Origin of the sequence: Pantoea sp. OXWO6B1, assembly GCF_001641135.1 — a bacterium.
GTDB lineage: Bacteria > Pseudomonadota > Gammaproteobacteria > Enterobacterales > Enterobacteriaceae > Pantoea > Pantoea allii.
In genome coordinates this window covers 216,613-229,829 of record NZ_LWLR01000001.1, presented here as the reverse complement: position 1 = coordinate 229,829, position 13,217 = coordinate 216,613, and the positions used below count along the sequence as shown (strand labels likewise).

Here is a 13,217-nt window from a genome sequence, read left to right as displayed (position 1 = left end):
ATGAGCGGAGGACGTGAAATGAAGGGCGATGCGAAAATCATAAGTCATCTCAATAAACTGTTGGGGAATGAACTGGTTGCGATCAATCAGTATTTTCTCCACGCACGGATGTTCAAAAACTGGGGGCTGATGCGTCTTAATGATGTTGAGTACCATGAGTCCATCGATGAAATGAAGCATGCGGACAAATACATTGAACGTATCCTGTTTCTTGAAGGCATCCCGAATCTGCAGGATCTGGGACGGCTCAGGGTTGGTGAGGATGTGGAAGAGATGTTACAGTCCGATCTCAATCTTGAACTCGAAGGTGCAAAAGATCTGCGTGAAGCTATCGCGTATGCCGACAAAATTCATGACTACGTGAGTCGGGATATGATGATCCAAATCCTGGCAGACGAAGAGCATCATATTGACTGGATCGAGACCGAGCTGGAGCTGATCAATAAAATGGGCATTCAAAACTACCTTCAGGCGCAAATCAGAGACGAGTGAGGCTTTGAATCACTATCACTCCCCAGCCCGCGACGGCCAGGAATGGACCAAAGGGAAGCGGGCTGTTTACAGACAACGTCCTGTTGATGACGACCAGTGCGATAAAGGCAAGCAGAGCCGTCAGGCTGGCAACCAGTGCAATCCAGGGTAGGGCCTGCCAACCGCACCATGTGCCCAGCGCGGCAAAAAGTTTAATATCCCCGTAGCCTAATCCCGCCTGATTCTTTATCTGACGATATAGCCAGGCAAGCAGCCACAGCGAGCCATAACCTGCAATTGCGCCACCCACTGCCGCAGATACAGTGACTGGCTTATAGAAAAAGAAGCGTGCGAGTCCCAGCCAAAGTAACGCGCCTGTCAGCACGTCCGGTAGCAAGAGATGACGCTGGTCGATGGCTGCAAGTAACAATAACAGGCAGGATGCCGTCAGAATAAAAGCGGCCACGATGAGGTGGTCACTGAACAACATAGCCAGTAACAGGCAGAGCAGGGCGCCCGTTAACTCAAACAGCAGCGGGAGCAGGCCGACAGGACGTCGGCAAAACCGACAGCGGCCGTGCAGGCGCAGCCAGCTTATCACCGGGATTCTGTCTCGCCATAAGACAGGTGCCTGGCAGTGCGTACAATGCGAGGGCGGCGTCCAGAGGGAAGTGAACCAGTCGTCTGGCGATATGGCCGGATGATAGCGCTGGCAGGCCAACGCAAGAAAGCTGCCGAGTGCGGCACCGAGTGCCGTAACAGTAAACAGAATGATGAGCACCGCTTGTCACCTCGAAGAGACCGGAAATGTCGCTACAGCCTGACTGAAGGCTGATTCGGAGTCATGGGCAGGATCAGCAACGTGGAAGGTCACTCACAGAGGAATTACAGTTTTGCATTTACTCTTCATCATCTTGTGCTGGCTTTAGCAAACAAGCCCGATTGCACTTTTCACGGGCAAAAACGCAACATGGGTTGCTTCCTGAGCAAATATACGTATAATGCGCGGGCCTACCGATATTGGTGGGCGCGATTCGAGCTGAATCGCAGACGGCAGAATTTTGGGCCGTCTGACAATACTCCCAACTGTGGAGTTATATGCTGAACGATTACACTCTCCCATCAATCGTAATGGGCTCGAGTAGTAATTTTTTTCGTCTATAAAATGTTTGGAGCCTTGGTCTCATGTCGAACCAAAGAATCCGTATCCGTCTTAAAGCGTTTGATCATCGTCTGATCGATCAATCAACCGCGGAAATCGTCGAGACTGCCAAGCGCACTGGTGCGCAGGTACGTGGTCCGATCCCGCTGCCAACCCGCAAAGAGCGCTTTACCGTTCTGATCTCTCCGCACGTTAACAAAGATGCGCGTGATCAGTACGAAATTCGCACTCACAAGCGTCTGGTAGACATCGTTGAGCCAACTGAAAAAACCGTTGATGCTCTGATGCGTCTGGACCTGGCTGCCGGTGTTGACGTGCAGATCAGCCTGGGTTAATCAGGTCATCGAGCGATTGAGAGGTTGAAACAATGATTGGTTTAGTCGGTAAAAAAGTGGGAATGACCCGCATCTTCACTGAAGATGGCGTTTCTATCCCAGTAACCGTAATCGAAGTTGAAGCGAACCGCGTTACTCAGGTCAAAGGCCTGGAAAACGATGGTTACCAGGCAATTCAGGTTACCACCGGTGCTAAAAAAGCAAACCGTGTGACCAAACCTGAAGCTGGTCATTTTGCTAAAGCTGGCGTTGAAGCCGGCCGTGGCCTGTGGGAATTCCGCACCGTTGAAGGTGATGAGTATGCCGTAGGTCAGAGCATCAGCGTTGAAATTTTCGCTGACGTTAAAAAAGTAGACGTAACTGGCACCTCTAAAGGTAAAGGTTTCGCAGGTACCGTTAAGCGCTGGAACTTCCGTACCCAGGACGCGACCCACGGTAACTCCTTGTCTCACCGCGTTCCGGGTTCTATCGGTCAGAACCAGACTCCGGGCAAAGTGTTCAAAGGCAAGAAAATGGCAGGTCAGCTGGGTAATGAGCGCGTAACGGTTCAGAGCCTGGACGTAGTACGTGTTGACGCTGAGCGCAACCTGCTGCTGGTTAAAGGTGCAGTTCCCGGTGCTACCGGTAGCGACCTGATCGTTAAACCAGCTGTGAAGGCGTAAGGGGATAGCAATGGAATTAGTATTGAAAGACGCGCAGAGCGCGCTGACTGTTTCCGAAACTACCTTCGGTCGTGATTTCAACGAAGCGCTGGTTCACCAGGTTGTTGTTGCTTACGCATCAGGCGCCCGCCAGGGTAGTCGTGCGCAGAAAACTCGCGCCGAAGTCACTGGTTCAGGCAAAAAGCCTTGGCGTCAGAAGGGTACCGGCCGTGCGCGAGCAGGTTCTGTAAAGAGCCCAATCTGGCGTTCAGGTGGCGTAACCTTCGCTGCGAAGCCACAAGACCACAGTCAAAAAGTTAATAAAAAGATGTACCGCGGCGCGCTGAAAAGCATCCTGTCCGAACTGGTACGTCAAGACCGTCTGATCGTCGTCGAGCAGTTCTCTGTCGAAGCACCGAAAACCAAGTTGCTGGCACAGAAGCTGAAAGACATGGCGCTGGAAGACGTGCTGATCATCACCGGTGAACTGGATGAGAATCTGTTCCTGGCTGCGCGTAACCTGTACAAGGTTGACGTGCGTGATGCAGCGGGTATCGACCCAGTTAGCCTGATCGCCTTCGACAAAGTCGTTATGACTGCTGATGCAGTTAAGCAAGTTGAGGAGATGCTGGCATGATCCGTGAAGAACGTCTGCTGAAAGTACTGCGCGCGCCGCACGTATCTGAAAAGGCATCTAGCGCGATGGAAAAAACCAACACCATCGTACTCAAAGTAGCTAAAGACGCGACTAAAGCAGAGATCGTTGCTGCTGTTGAGAAGCTGTTCGAAGTAGAAGTTAAAGACGTAAACACCCTGGTAGTTAAAGGTAAAGTTAAGCGTCACGGACAGCGTATCGGTCGTCGTAGCGACTGGAAAAAAGCTTACGTCACCCTGAAGGAAGGCCAGAATCTGGACTTCGTCGGCGGCGCTGAGTAAGTCGGAGGAGAAAGACAATGGCAGTTGTTAAATGTAAACCGACATCTCCGGGTCGTCGCCACGTCGTTAAAGTGGTGAACCCAGAGTTGCACAAGGGCAAGCCGTTTGCTCCATTGCTGGAAAAGAACAGCAAATCCGGTGGCCGCAACAACAACGGTCGCATCACTACCCGTCACATCGGTGGTGGTCATAAGCAGGCTTACCGTCTGGTTGATTTCAAACGCAACAAAGATGGTATCCCGGCAACCGTTGAACGTCTTGAGTACGATCCGAACCGCTCTGCGAATATCGCACTGGTTCTGTACAAAGACGGCGAACGCCGTTACATCCTGGCCCCTAAAGGCCTGAAAGCCGGCGACCAGATCCAATCTGGCGTTGATGCTGCGATCAAAGCAGGTAACACACTGCCGATGCGTAACATCCCGGTGGGTTCTACCGTTCACAACGTAGAAATGAAACCAGGCAAAGGCGGTCAGATTGCTCGCTCAGCCGGTGCTTACGTGCAGATCGTTGCGCGTGATGGTTCCTACGTAACCCTGCGTCTGCGTTCAGGTGAAATGCGTAAAGTCGAAGCTGACTGTCGCGCAACTCTGGGCGAAGTCGGTAACGCTGAGCATATGCTGCGCGTTCTGGGTAAAGCCGGTGCAACCCGTTGGCGTGGTGTTCGTCCGACCGTTCGTGGTACCGCGATGAACCCAGTAGATCACCCGCACGGTGGTGGTGAAGGTCGTAACTTTGGTAAGCACCCGGTAACCCCGTGGGGCGTTCAGACCAAAGGTAAGAAGACCCGTAGCAACAAGCGTACCGATAAGTTTATCGTACGTCGCCGTAGCAAATAATATTAGAGGATAAGCCATGCCACGTTCTCTCAAGAAAGGTCCTTTTATTGACCTGCACTTGCTGAAGAAGGTAGAGAAAGCGGTGGAAAGCGGTGACAAGAAGCCTTTGCGCACTTGGTCCCGTCGTTCAACGATCTTTCCTAACATGATCGGTTTGACCATCGCTGTCCATAATGGTCGTCAGCACGTTCCTGTCTTTGTTTCCGACGAAATGGTTGGTCACAAACTGGGTGAATTCGCGCCGACACGTACTTATCGCGGTCACGCGGCTGATAAAAAAGCCAAGAAGAAATAAGTAGGAGGAAGAGATGGAAACTTTAGCTCAACATCGCCACGCTCGTTCTTCTGCTCAGAAGGTTCGCCTTGTTGCTGACCTGATCCGCGGTAAGAAAGTGTCGCAGGCACTGGATATTTTGACCTACACCAACAAGAAAGCGGCTGTACTGGTCAAGAAAGTTCTGGAATCTGCCATTGCTAACGCTGAACACAACGATGGCGCTGATATCGACGATCTCAAAGTCGCGAAAATTTTCGTCGACGAAGGCCCAAGCATGAAGCGCATTATGCCTCGTGCAAAAGGTCGTGCAGATCGCATCCTGAAGCGCACCAGCCACATTACTGTGGTTGTGTCCGATCGCTGAGACTCTGGAGACTAGCAATGGGTCAGAAAGTACATCCTAATGGTATTCGCCTGGGTATTGTAAAACCATGGAACTCTACCTGGTTTGCGAACACCAAAGAATTCGCTGACAACCTGGACAGCGACTTTAAAGTACGTCAGTACCTGACTAAGGAACTGGCGAAGGCGTCTGTATCTCGTATCGTTATCGAGCGTCCGGCTAAGAGCATCCGTGTGACTATTCACACTGCTCGTCCTGGCATCGTGATCGGTAAGAAAGGTGAAGACGTTGAAAAACTGCGCACGGTCGTAGCGAAAATCGCTGGCGTTCCTGCACAGATCAATATCGCCGAAGTCCGTAAACCGGAACTGGACGCGAAACTGGTTGCTGACAGCATCACTTCACAGCTGGAGCGTCGTGTGATGTTCCGTCGTGCTATGAAGCGTGCGGTTCAGAACGCCATGCGTCTGGGCGCGAAGGGTATTAAAGTTGAAGTTAGCGGCCGTCTGGGCGGCGCCGAGATCGCACGTACCGAATGGTATCGTGAAGGTCGCGTGCCGTTGCACACTCTGCGTGCTGACATTGACTACAACACCTCTGAAGCGCACACCACTTATGGTGTAATCGGCGTTAAGGTATGGATCTTCAAAGGCGAGATCCTGGGTGGTATGGCTGCTGTTGAACAACCGGAACCGGCTGCTCAACCTAAAAAGCAGCAGCGTAAAGGCCGTAAGTAAGGAGAGTCGCTATGTTACAACCAAAGCGTACAAAATTCCGTAAAGTGCATAAAGGCCGCAACCGTGGTCTGGCGCAGGGTACGGATGTTAGCTTCGGGACTTTCGGTCTGAAAGCTGTTGGCCGTGGTCGTCTGACTGCCCGTCAGATCGAAGCAGCACGTCGTGCTATGACCCGTGCAGTTAAGCGTCAAGGTAAGATCTGGATCCGTGTATTCCCGGACAAACCGATCACCGAGAAGCCGCTGGAAGTGCGTATGGGTAAAGGTAAGGGTAACGTCGAGTATTGGGTTGCCCTGATCCAGCCTGGTAAAGTCCTGTATGAAATGGACGGCGTACCAGAAGAGCTGGCCCGTGAAGCATTCAAGCTGGCAGCAGCAAAACTGCCTATCAAAACCACCTTTGTAACTAAGACGGTGATGTAATGAAAGCAACAGAGCTGCGTGAAAAAAGCGTTGAAGAGCTGAACACTGAGCTGCTTAATCTGCTGCGTGAGCAATTTAACCTGCGCATGCAGGCAGCATCTGGCCAACTGCAGCAGTCTCATCTGCTGAAGCAGGTTCGCCGTGATGTTGCGCGCGTTAAGACTTTACTGACTGAGAAGGCGGGTTCGTAATGACCGATAAAATCCGTACTCTGCAGGGTCGTGTCGTTAGTGACAAAATGCAGAAATCTGCGGTTGTTGCTATCGAGCGTTTCGTGAAGCATCCAATTTATGGAAAATTCATTAAGCGTACGACTAAGCTGCACATCCATGACGAGAACAACGAATGTGGAATCGGTGACGTGGTAGAAATCCGCGAATGCCGTCCACTGTCTAAGACTAAGTCCTGGACACTTGTTCGCGTTGTAGAGAAAGCAATTCTGTAATAGAATCTGCCCTCTTTAAAAATCGAATGAACGGCTCGGATGAGCCGTTCATTTTTTCTACCCATCTGCGAGAACCGGTGTTATAATGCCGCGCCCTCAATTATGGGGCTTTCAAACGACCTGAGGTCTGGGTCCCGAAGTAGTAGTTGACATTAGCGGAGCACTGAAATGATCCAAGAACAGACTATGCTGAACGTCGCCGACAACTCCGGTGCACGTCGCGTAATGTGTATCAAGGTTCTGGGTGGCTCGCACCGTCGCTACGCAGGCGTCGGCGACATCATTAAAGTTACCATCAAGGAAGCAATTCCACGTGGTAAAGTTAAAAAAGGTGATGTCCTGAAGGCGGTAGTGGTGCGCACCAGGAAGGGTGTTCGTCGCCCGGACGGTTCTGTCATTCGCTTCGATGGTAATGCATGCGTTATTTTAAACAATAACAGTGAGCAGCCTATCGGTACGCGTATTTTTGGGCCGGTAACTCGTGAACTTCGTACTGAAAAGTTCATGAAAATTATCTCTCTGGCACCAGAAGTACTCTAAGGAGCTAACAATGGCAGCTAAAATCCGTCGTAACGACGAAGTTATCGTGTTAACCGGTAAAGATAAAGGTAAGCGCGGTAAAGTTAAGAACGTCCTGTCTTCTGGCAAGGTCATCGTTGAAGGTATCAACCTGGTTAAGAAACATCAGAAGCCTGTCCCGGCTCTGAACCAACCAGGCGGCATCGTTGAAAAAGAAGCTGCAATTCAGGTTTCTAACGTTGCACTCTTCAATGCGGCAACCGGTAAGGCTGACCGTGTAGGCTTTAGATTCGAAGACGGCAAAAAAGTCCGTTTCTTCAAGTCTAATAGCGAAACTATCAAGTAATTTGGAGTAGTACGATGGCGAAACTGCATGATTACTACAAAGACGAGGTAGTCCAGAAACTCATGAGTGAGTTCGGCTACAATTCTGTCATGCAAGTCCCTCGGGTCGAGAAGATCACCCTGAACATGGGTGTTGGTGAAGCGATCGCTGACAAGAAACTGCTGGATAACGCAGCAGCTGACCTGGCAGCAATCTCCGGTCAAAAACCGTTGATCACCAAAGCACGCAAATCAGTTGCAGGCTTCAAAATCCGTCAGGGCTATCCGATCGGCTGTAAAGTAACTCTGCGTGGCGAACGCATGTGGGAGTTCTTTGAGCGTCTGATCACCATTGCTGTACCGCGTATCCGTGACTTCCGTGGCTTGTCCGCTAAGTCATTCGATGGTCGTGGCAACTACAGCATGGGTGTACGTGAGCAGATCATCTTCCCAGAAATCGACTATGACAAAGTCGATCGCGTTCGTGGTTTGGATATTACCATTACCACTACTGCGAAATCTGATGATGAAGGCCGTGCTCTGCTGGCTGCCTTTGACTTCCCGTTCCGTAAGTAAGGTAGGGTTACTTAATGGCTAAGCAATCTATGAAAGCACGCGAAGTTAAGCGTGTGAAATTAGCAGACAAATTCTTCGCAAAACGCGCTGAACTGAAAGCGATCATTTCTGATGTGAACGCTTCCGACGAAGACCGTTGGGATGCCGTTCTCAAGCTGCAGAGTCTGCCGCGTGATTCCAGCCCTTCACGTCAGCGTAACCGCTGCCGTCAAACAGGTCGTCCGCACGGTTTCCTGCGGAAGTTTGGGTTGAGCCGTATCAAGGTCCGTGAAGCCGCAATGCGCGGTGAAATCCCGGGTCTGAAAAAGGCTAGCTGGTAATTGTCACCAATTGAATCACGGGAGTAACACAGATGAGCATGCAAGATCCGATCGCGGATATGCTGACCCGTATCCGTAACGGTCAGGCCGCGAACAAAGTTGCGGTCACCATGCCCTCCTCCAAGCTGAAATTGGCAATTGCCAACGTGCTGAAGGAAGAAGGCTTTATTGAAGATTTTAAAATCGAAGGCGACATCAAGCTGGAACTGGAACTGACTCTTAAGTATTTCCAGGGTAAAGCTGTTGTAGAAAGCATTCAGCGAGTAAGCCGTCCCGGCCTGCGCATCTATAAGAAAAAAGATGAGCTGCCAAAGGTAATGGCTGGTATGGGTATCGCTGTAATTTCTACATCGAAAGGTGTCATGACTGATCGTGCAGCGCGCCAGGCAGGTCTTGGTGGCGAAATTATCTGCTACGTAGCGTAATCGGAGGATACTATGTCTCGTGTTGCTAAAGCACCTGTCGTTGTTCCTGCCGGCGTAGAGGTAAAACTCAACGGTCAGGTAATTTCGATTAAAGGTAAAAACGGCGAGCTGACTCGTACTATCAATGATGCTGTTGAAGTTAAGCATGCTGACAACGCTCTGACTTTCGCCCCGCGCGAAGGTTATGTTGACGGCTGGGCGCAGGCGGGTACATCTCGCGCGCTGCTGAACTCGATGGTTATCGGTGTTACCGAAGGCTTCACTAAGAAGCTGCAGCTGGTTGGTGTTGGTTATCGTGCTGCCGTAAAAGGCAACGTAGTTAACCTGTCTCTGGGCTTTTCTCATCCAGTTGATCACCAGCTGCCCGCGGGTATCACTGCAGAGTGTCCGACTCAGACTGAAATCGTGCTGAAAGGCGCTGATAAGCAGGTGATCGGCCAGGTTGCAGCTGACTTGCGCGCCTACCGTCGTCCTGAGCCTTATAAAGGCAAGGGTGTCCGTTACGCCGACGAAGTCGTGCGTACCAAAGAGGCTAAGAAGAAGTAAGGTAACACTATGGATAAGAAATCTGCTCGTATCCGTCGTGCGACCCGTGCACGTCGCAAGCTCAAAGAGCTGGGTGCTACTCGCCTGGTGGTACATCGTACCCCGCGTCACATTTACGCACAGGTAATCGCCCCGAACGGTTCCGAAGTTCTGGTTGCTGCTTCTACTGTAGAAAAAGCTATCACTGAACAACTGAAGTTTACCGGTAATAAAGAAGCCGCAGCTGCTGTAGGTAAAGCTATTGCAGAACGCGCAATCGAAAAAGGCATCACTGGTGTTTCTTTCGACCGTTCCGGTTTCCAATATCATGGTCGCGTCCAGGCACTGGCAGATGCTGCCCGTGAAGCTGGCCTTCAGTTCTAAGGTAGAGGTCTAAGATGGCACACATCGAGAAACAAGCTGGCGAACTGCAGGAAAAACTGATCGCGGTAAACCGTGTTTCTAAAACTGTAAAAGGTGGTCGTATTTTCTCCTTCACCGCACTGACTGTAGTGGGTGATGGTAACGGCCGCGTTGGTTTTGGTTACGGTAAAGCGCGCGAAGTTCCAGCAGCGATCCAGAAAGCGATGGAGAAAGCCCGTCGCAACATGGTAAATGTCGCGCTGATCAACGGCACCCTGCAGCACCCTGTTAAAGGTGCGCACACTGGGTCCCGTGTGTTCATGCAGCCGGCTTCAGAAGGTACCGGTATCATCGCCGGTGGTGCAATGCGCGCCGTTCTGGAAGTCGCTGGAGTACATAACGTTCTGGCAAAAGCCTATGGTTCTACTAACCCGATTAACGTGGTTCGTGCAACTATTGACGGTCTGGGCAATATGAAGTCTCCGGAAATGGTCGCTGCTAAGCGTGGTAAATCCGTTGAAGAAATTCTGGGGTAATCACGATGGCTAACACTATTAAAATCACCCAAACCCGTAGTTCAATCGGCCGCTTGCCTAAGCATAAAGCCACTCTGGTTGGCCTGGGTCTGCGTCGTATTGGTCATACCGTAGAGCGTGAAGATACGCCAGCTGTACGCGGCATGGTCAACGCGGTTTCCTACATGGTTAAAGTGGAGGAGTAAGAGATGCGTTTAAATACTCTGTCTCCGGCCGAAGGGTCTAAGCACGCTAGCAAGCGTCTGGGTCGTGGTATTGGTTCTGGCCTCGGAAAAACCGGTGGTCGTGGTCACAAAGGTCAGAACTCACGTTCTGGCGGTGGCGTACGTCGCGGTTTCGAAGGTGGTCAGATGCCTCTGTACCGTCGTCTGCCGAAGTTCGGTTTCACCTCTCGCAAAGCAATGATCACCACAGAGATTCGTCTGTCTGATCTGGCGAAAGTTGAAGGCGGTATCGTCGACCTGAACGCGCTGAAAGCAGCCAACATTGTCGGTGTTCAGATTGAATACGTTAAAGTTATTCTTTCTGGTGAAGTTTCTGCACCGGTAACGGTTCGCGGCTTACGTGTCACCAAAGGTGCGCGTGCTGCAATCGAAGCTGCTGGCGGTAAAATCGAGGAATAAGTAGCAGATGGCTAAACAACCGGGATTAGATTTTCAAAGTGCCAAAGGTGGCTTTGGTGAACTGAAACGCAGACTTCTGTTTGTTATCGGTGCACTGATTGTCTTCCGTATTGGCTCTTTCATTCCGATCCCTGGTATTGATGCCACTGTACTTGCCAAACTGCTTGAGCAACAGCGTGGCACCATCATTGAAATGTTTAACATGTTCTCTGGTGGTGCTCTCAGCCGTGCTTCTATTTTTGCTCTGGGTATCATGCCGTACATTTCGGCATCGATTATTATCCAGCTGTTAACGGTGGTTCATCCTGCGTTAGCTGAAATCAAGAAAGAAGGGGAGGCTGGCCGTCGTAAGATTAGCCAGTACACCCGTTACGGTACGTTGGTATTGGCCGTATTCCAGTCAATCGGTATTGCTACCGGTTTACCGAATATGCCTGGTATGCAGGGCCTGGTGATGAATCCAGGCTTTGCATTCTATTTTACCGCTGTTGTGAGTCTGGTTACCGGGACAATGTTCCTGATGTGGCTGGGCGAACAGATTACTGAACGTGGTATCGGTAACGGTATTTCGATCATTATCTTCGCAGGTATTGTTGCGGGTCTCCCGCCGGCCATTGGCCATACCATCGAGCAAGCGCGGCAAGGTGACCTGCACTTCCTTCTGTTGCTGTTGGTTGCAGTTCTCGTATTTGCAGTGACCTTCTTTGTTATTTTCGTTGAGCGTGGTCAACGCCGCATTGTGGTGAACTATGCGAAACGTCAACAAGGTCGCCGTGTATACGCTGCACAGAGCACACATTTACCGTTGAAAGTGAATATGGCAGGGGTTATCCCGGCAATCTTCGCTTCCAGCATTATTCTGTTCCCGGCAACGATTGCATCGTGGTTCGGGGGCGGTACCGGTTGGAACTGGCTGACAACAATTTCGATGTATTTGCAGCCAGGACAGCCGCTTTATGTGCTACTCTATGCGACTGCTATCATCTTCTTCTGTTTCTTCTACACGGCGTTGGTTTTCAACCCGCGTGAAACAGCAGATAACCTGAAGAAGTCTGGTGCATTCGTACCGGGAATTCGTCCGGGAGAGCAAACGGCGAAGTATATTGATAAAGTAATGACGCGGTTAACCTTAATCGGTGCCCTGTATATTACGTTTATCTGCCTTATCCCGGAGTTCATGCGTGATGCGATGAAAGTTCCTTTCTACTTTGGCGGTACATCACTGCTCATCGTAGTGGTCGTCATCATGGACTTTATGGCTCAAGTGCAAACTCTGATGATGTCAAGTCAGTACGAGTCTGCATTGAAGAAAGCTAACCTGAAGGGCTACGGCCGTTAATTCAGGTGGTTGAGAAGTTACGGAGAGTAAAAATGAAAGTTCGTGCTTCCGTCAAGAAATTATGTCGTAACTGCAAAATCATTCGTCGCGACGGTGTCGTTCGTGTGATCTGTAGCGCCGAGCCAAAGCATAAACAGCGCCAAGGCTGATTTTCACATATTTTTCTTGCAAAGTCGGGTTGAGCTGGCTAGATTAGCCAGCCAATCTTTTGTATGTCTGTACGTTTCCATTTGAGTATCCTGAAAACGGGCTTTTCGGCATGGTACGTACATATTAAATAGTAGGAGTGCATAGTGGCCCGTATAGCAGGCATTAACATTCCTGATCAGAAACATACCGTTATCGCATTAACTTCGATCTTCGGTATTGGTAAGACTCGCTCAAAAGCCATCTGCGCTTCAACGGGTATTGCTGAAAATGTTAAGATCAGTGAGCTGTCTGAAGAACAAATTGATCAGCTGCGTGATGCAGTTGCTAAATTCGTTGTAGAAGGTGATCTGCGCCGTGAAATCACCCTGAGCATCAAGCGTCTTATGGACCTTGGTTGCTACCGTGGTTTGCGCCATCGTCGTGGTCTTCCGGTTCGCGGTCAGCGTACTAAGACCAACGCACGTACCCGTAAGGGTCCGCGTAAACCGATCAAGAAATAATCGGGGTGAGTAAATAATGGCAAAGGCACCAGTTCGTGCACGTAAGCGTGTAAGAAAACAAGTCTCAGATGGCGTGGCTCATGTCCATGCTTCTTTTAACAACACAATCGTTACCATTACTGATCGTCAGGGTAACGCACTGGGTTGGGCAACCGCCGGTGGTTCCGGTTTCCGCGGTTCACGTAAATCCACTCCGTTTGCTGCTCAGGTCGCTGCAGAGCGCTGTGCAGAAGCGGTAAAAGATTACGGTATTAAGAACCTGGAAGTTATGGTTAAGGGTCCGGGTCCGGGTCGCGAATCAACAATTCGTGCACTGAACGCCGCTGGTTTCCGCATCACGAATATTACTGATGTGACTCCGATCCCTCATAACGGTTGTCGTCCGCCGAAAAAACGTCGCGTATAACGC

General features: G+C 50.6%; 27 protein-coding genes. 26 read left to right on the top strand and 1 reads right to left on the bottom strand.

Annotated features, from left to right (window positions below; all coding sequences use genetic code 11):
• The first annotated feature begins 18 nt into the window (after positions 1–18).
• Positions 19–492, top strand: coding sequence for a bacterioferritin (bfr, locus tag A6A26_RS03430; protein ID WP_063877468.1), 474 nt, complete (start codon positions 19–21; stop codon positions 490–492).
• On the opposite strand, the gene A6A26_RS03425 is transcribed toward bfr, so the two are convergent.
• Positions 479–1,252 (bottom strand): prepilin peptidase, encoded by a 774-nt coding sequence (locus A6A26_RS03425; RefSeq protein WP_063877467.1) that lies wholly within the window; start codon positions 1,250–1,252, stop codon positions 479–481. The two genes, bfr and A6A26_RS03425, sit on opposite strands and share 14 nt — an antisense overlap.
• 404 nt (positions 1,253–1,656) lie before the next feature.
• On the opposite strand from A6A26_RS03425, the gene rpsJ reads away from it, so the two are divergent.
• From rpsJ to rpsK, 25 genes are all read left to right on the top strand, one after another.
• Positions 1,657–1,968: a 30S ribosomal protein S10 gene (gene rpsJ / locus A6A26_RS03420; RefSeq protein ID WP_006120582.1), complete on the top strand. Its 312-nt coding sequence runs from the start codon at positions 1,657–1,659 to the stop codon at positions 1,966–1,968.
• 32 nt (positions 1,969–2,000) lie between these two features.
• Positions 2,001–2,630: a 50S ribosomal protein L3 gene (gene rplC / locus A6A26_RS03415; protein WP_013027467.1), complete on the top strand. Its 630-nt coding sequence runs from the start codon at positions 2,001–2,003 to the stop codon at positions 2,628–2,630.
• A gap of 10 nt (positions 2,631–2,640) precedes the next feature.
• Positions 2,641–3,246, top strand: coding sequence for a 50S ribosomal protein L4 (rplD, locus tag A6A26_RS03410; protein ID WP_063877466.1), 606 nt, complete (start codon positions 2,641–2,643; stop codon positions 3,244–3,246).
• Positions 3,243–3,545, top strand: coding sequence for a 50S ribosomal protein L23 (gene rplW, locus A6A26_RS03405; protein WP_006120585.1), 303 nt, complete (start codon positions 3,243–3,245; stop codon positions 3,543–3,545). The genes rplD and rplW overlap by 4 nt, the downstream gene beginning before the upstream one ends.
• A gap of 17 nt (positions 3,546–3,562) precedes the next feature.
• Positions 3,563–4,384 (top strand): 50S ribosomal protein L2, encoded by an 822-nt coding sequence (rplB, locus tag A6A26_RS03400; RefSeq protein WP_063877465.1) that lies wholly within the window; start codon positions 3,563–3,565, stop codon positions 4,382–4,384.
• Between the two features lie 16 nt (positions 4,385–4,400).
• Positions 4,401–4,679, top strand: a complete 279-nt coding sequence (gene rpsS / locus A6A26_RS03395; RefSeq protein WP_001138115.1) for a 30S ribosomal protein S19 — start codon at positions 4,401–4,403, stop codon at positions 4,677–4,679.
• A gap of 13 nt (positions 4,680–4,692) precedes the next feature.
• Positions 4,693–5,025 (top strand): 50S ribosomal protein L22, encoded by a 333-nt coding sequence (gene rplV, locus A6A26_RS03390; RefSeq protein WP_002919773.1) that lies wholly within the window; start codon positions 4,693–4,695, stop codon positions 5,023–5,025.
• 17 nt (positions 5,026–5,042) lie between these two features.
• Positions 5,043–5,741 (top strand): 30S ribosomal protein S3, encoded by a 699-nt coding sequence (gene rpsC / locus A6A26_RS03385; protein WP_006120587.1) that lies wholly within the window; start codon positions 5,043–5,045, stop codon positions 5,739–5,741.
• An 11-nt stretch (positions 5,742–5,752) separates the two neighbouring features.
• Complete coding sequence (rplP, locus tag A6A26_RS03380) at positions 5,753–6,163, top strand: 50S ribosomal protein L16 (RefSeq protein ID WP_002438716.1); 411 nt, start codon at positions 5,753–5,755, stop codon at positions 6,161–6,163.
• On the top strand, positions 6,163–6,354 hold the full coding sequence (gene rpmC, locus A6A26_RS03375) for a 50S ribosomal protein L29 (protein WP_006120588.1): 192 nt from the start codon (positions 6,163–6,165) through the stop codon (positions 6,352–6,354). Before rplP ends, rpmC begins: the two co-directional genes overlap by 1 nt.
• Positions 6,354–6,608 carry a 30S ribosomal protein S17 gene (gene rpsQ, locus A6A26_RS03370; protein WP_006120589.1) on the top strand — a complete coding sequence of 85 codons (255 nt, stop codon included), beginning with the start codon at positions 6,354–6,356 and terminating at the stop codon, positions 6,606–6,608. Before rpmC ends, rpsQ begins: the two co-directional genes overlap by 1 nt.
• Positions 6,609–6,776: 168 nt before the next feature.
• Positions 6,777–7,148, top strand: a complete 372-nt coding sequence (gene rplN / locus A6A26_RS03365; RefSeq protein ID WP_006120590.1) for a 50S ribosomal protein L14 — start codon at positions 6,777–6,779, stop codon at positions 7,146–7,148.
• 10 nt (positions 7,149–7,158) lie between these two features.
• Positions 7,159–7,473, top strand: a complete 315-nt coding sequence (rplX, locus tag A6A26_RS03360) for a 50S ribosomal protein L24 (RefSeq protein ID WP_003850150.1) — start codon at positions 7,159–7,161, stop codon at positions 7,471–7,473.
• A 14-nt stretch (positions 7,474–7,487) separates the two neighbouring features.
• Positions 7,488–8,027: a 50S ribosomal protein L5 gene (gene rplE / locus A6A26_RS03355; RefSeq protein WP_006120591.1), complete on the top strand. Its 540-nt coding sequence runs from the start codon at positions 7,488–7,490 to the stop codon at positions 8,025–8,027.
• Positions 8,028–8,041: 14 nt separating this feature from the next.
• Positions 8,042–8,347 carry a 30S ribosomal protein S14 gene (rpsN, locus tag A6A26_RS03350; protein WP_006120592.1) on the top strand — a complete coding sequence of 102 codons (306 nt, stop codon included), beginning with the start codon at positions 8,042–8,044 and terminating at the stop codon, positions 8,345–8,347.
• A 32-nt stretch (positions 8,348–8,379) separates the two neighbouring features.
• Positions 8,380–8,772 (top strand): 30S ribosomal protein S8, encoded by a 393-nt coding sequence (gene rpsH / locus A6A26_RS03345; protein ID WP_013027465.1) that lies wholly within the window; start codon positions 8,380–8,382, stop codon positions 8,770–8,772.
• 12 nt (positions 8,773–8,784) lie between these two features.
• A complete protein-coding gene (gene rplF / locus A6A26_RS03340; RefSeq protein WP_063877464.1) occupies positions 8,785–9,318 on the top strand; it encodes a 50S ribosomal protein L6 in 534 nt (177 codons plus the stop codon).
• Between the two features lie 9 nt (positions 9,319–9,327).
• Positions 9,328–9,681, top strand: coding sequence for a 50S ribosomal protein L18 (gene rplR / locus A6A26_RS03335; RefSeq protein WP_013027463.1), 354 nt, complete (start codon positions 9,328–9,330; stop codon positions 9,679–9,681).
• 14 nt (positions 9,682–9,695) lie between these two features.
• Positions 9,696–10,196 (top strand): 30S ribosomal protein S5, encoded by a 501-nt coding sequence (gene rpsE, locus A6A26_RS03330; RefSeq protein WP_006120595.1) that lies wholly within the window; start codon positions 9,696–9,698, stop codon positions 10,194–10,196.
• Between the two features lie 5 nt (positions 10,197–10,201).
• The gene (rpmD, locus tag A6A26_RS03325) at positions 10,202–10,381 is read left to right on the top strand and encodes a 50S ribosomal protein L30 (protein WP_013027462.1); all 180 of its coding nucleotides are present in this window, start codon (positions 10,202–10,204) and stop codon (positions 10,379–10,381) included.
• 3 nt (positions 10,382–10,384) lie between these two features.
• Positions 10,385–10,819, top strand: a complete 435-nt coding sequence (rplO, locus tag A6A26_RS03320) for a 50S ribosomal protein L15 (RefSeq protein ID WP_063877463.1) — start codon at positions 10,385–10,387, stop codon at positions 10,817–10,819.
• A 7-nt stretch (positions 10,820–10,826) separates the two neighbouring features.
• Positions 10,827–12,158 carry a preprotein translocase subunit SecY gene (gene secY / locus A6A26_RS03315; RefSeq protein WP_063877462.1) on the top strand — a complete coding sequence of 444 codons (1,332 nt, stop codon included), beginning with the start codon at positions 10,827–10,829 and terminating at the stop codon, positions 12,156–12,158.
• 32 nt (positions 12,159–12,190) lie between these two features.
• Positions 12,191–12,307, top strand: a complete 117-nt coding sequence (gene rpmJ, locus A6A26_RS24585; protein ID WP_004160566.1) for a 50S ribosomal protein L36 — start codon at positions 12,191–12,193, stop codon at positions 12,305–12,307.
• Positions 12,308–12,451: 144 nt separating this feature from the next.
• Positions 12,452–12,808, top strand: coding sequence for a 30S ribosomal protein S13 (gene rpsM, locus A6A26_RS03310; protein ID WP_003850176.1), 357 nt, complete (start codon positions 12,452–12,454; stop codon positions 12,806–12,808).
• A gap of 16 nt (positions 12,809–12,824) precedes the next feature.
• Positions 12,825–13,214, top strand: a complete 390-nt coding sequence (gene rpsK, locus A6A26_RS03305; protein ID WP_004160563.1) for a 30S ribosomal protein S11 — start codon at positions 12,825–12,827, stop codon at positions 13,212–13,214.
• Positions 13,215–13,217 lie beyond the last annotated feature (3 nt).

Excerpts from the sequence above, each read along its gene's own strand:
- bfr (WP_063877468.1), top strand. The coding sequence starts at position 19 with ATGAAGGGCGATGCGAAAATCATAAGTCATCTCAATAAACTGTTGGGG.
- rpsJ (WP_006120582.1), top strand. The coding sequence starts at position 1,657 with ATGTCGAACCAAAGAATCCGTATCCGTCTTAAAGCGTTTGATCATCGT.
- rplC (WP_013027467.1), top strand. The coding sequence starts at position 2,001 with ATGATTGGTTTAGTCGGTAAAAAAGTGGGAATGACCCGCATCTTCACT.
- rplD (WP_063877466.1), top strand. The coding sequence starts at position 2,641 with ATGGAATTAGTATTGAAAGACGCGCAGAGCGCGCTGACTGTTTCCGAA.
- rplW (WP_006120585.1), top strand. The coding sequence starts at position 3,243 with ATGATCCGTGAAGAACGTCTGCTGAAAGTACTGCGCGCGCCGCACGTA.
- rplB (WP_063877465.1), top strand. The coding sequence starts at position 3,563 with ATGGCAGTTGTTAAATGTAAACCGACATCTCCGGGTCGTCGCCACGTC.
- rpsS (WP_001138115.1), top strand. The coding sequence starts at position 4,401 with ATGCCACGTTCTCTCAAGAAAGGTCCTTTTATTGACCTGCACTTGCTG.
- rplV (WP_002919773.1), top strand. The coding sequence starts at position 4,693 with ATGGAAACTTTAGCTCAACATCGCCACGCTCGTTCTTCTGCTCAGAAG.
- rpsC (WP_006120587.1), top strand. The coding sequence starts at position 5,043 with ATGGGTCAGAAAGTACATCCTAATGGTATTCGCCTGGGTATTGTAAAA.
- rplP (WP_002438716.1), top strand. The coding sequence starts at position 5,753 with ATGTTACAACCAAAGCGTACAAAATTCCGTAAAGTGCATAAAGGCCGC.
- rpmC (WP_006120588.1), top strand. The coding sequence starts at position 6,163 with ATGAAAGCAACAGAGCTGCGTGAAAAAAGCGTTGAAGAGCTGAACACT.
- rpsQ (WP_006120589.1), top strand. The coding sequence starts at position 6,354 with ATGACCGATAAAATCCGTACTCTGCAGGGTCGTGTCGTTAGTGACAAA.
- rplN (WP_006120590.1), top strand. The coding sequence starts at position 6,777 with ATGATCCAAGAACAGACTATGCTGAACGTCGCCGACAACTCCGGTGCA.
- rplX (WP_003850150.1), top strand. The coding sequence starts at position 7,159 with ATGGCAGCTAAAATCCGTCGTAACGACGAAGTTATCGTGTTAACCGGT.
- rplE (WP_006120591.1), top strand. The coding sequence starts at position 7,488 with ATGGCGAAACTGCATGATTACTACAAAGACGAGGTAGTCCAGAAACTC.
- rpsN (WP_006120592.1), top strand. The coding sequence starts at position 8,042 with ATGGCTAAGCAATCTATGAAAGCACGCGAAGTTAAGCGTGTGAAATTA.
- rpsH (WP_013027465.1), top strand. The coding sequence starts at position 8,380 with ATGAGCATGCAAGATCCGATCGCGGATATGCTGACCCGTATCCGTAAC.
- rplF (WP_063877464.1), top strand. The coding sequence starts at position 8,785 with ATGTCTCGTGTTGCTAAAGCACCTGTCGTTGTTCCTGCCGGCGTAGAG.
- rplR (WP_013027463.1), top strand. The coding sequence starts at position 9,328 with ATGGATAAGAAATCTGCTCGTATCCGTCGTGCGACCCGTGCACGTCGC.
- rpsE (WP_006120595.1), top strand. The coding sequence starts at position 9,696 with ATGGCACACATCGAGAAACAAGCTGGCGAACTGCAGGAAAAACTGATC.
- rpmD (WP_013027462.1), top strand. The coding sequence starts at position 10,202 with ATGGCTAACACTATTAAAATCACCCAAACCCGTAGTTCAATCGGCCGC.
- rplO (WP_063877463.1), top strand. The coding sequence starts at position 10,385 with ATGCGTTTAAATACTCTGTCTCCGGCCGAAGGGTCTAAGCACGCTAGC.
- secY (WP_063877462.1), top strand. The coding sequence starts at position 10,827 with ATGGCTAAACAACCGGGATTAGATTTTCAAAGTGCCAAAGGTGGCTTT.
- rpmJ (WP_004160566.1), top strand. The coding sequence starts at position 12,191 with ATGAAAGTTCGTGCTTCCGTCAAGAAATTATGTCGTAACTGCAAAATC.
- rpsK (WP_004160563.1), top strand. The coding sequence starts at position 12,825 with ATGGCAAAGGCACCAGTTCGTGCACGTAAGCGTGTAAGAAAACAAGTC.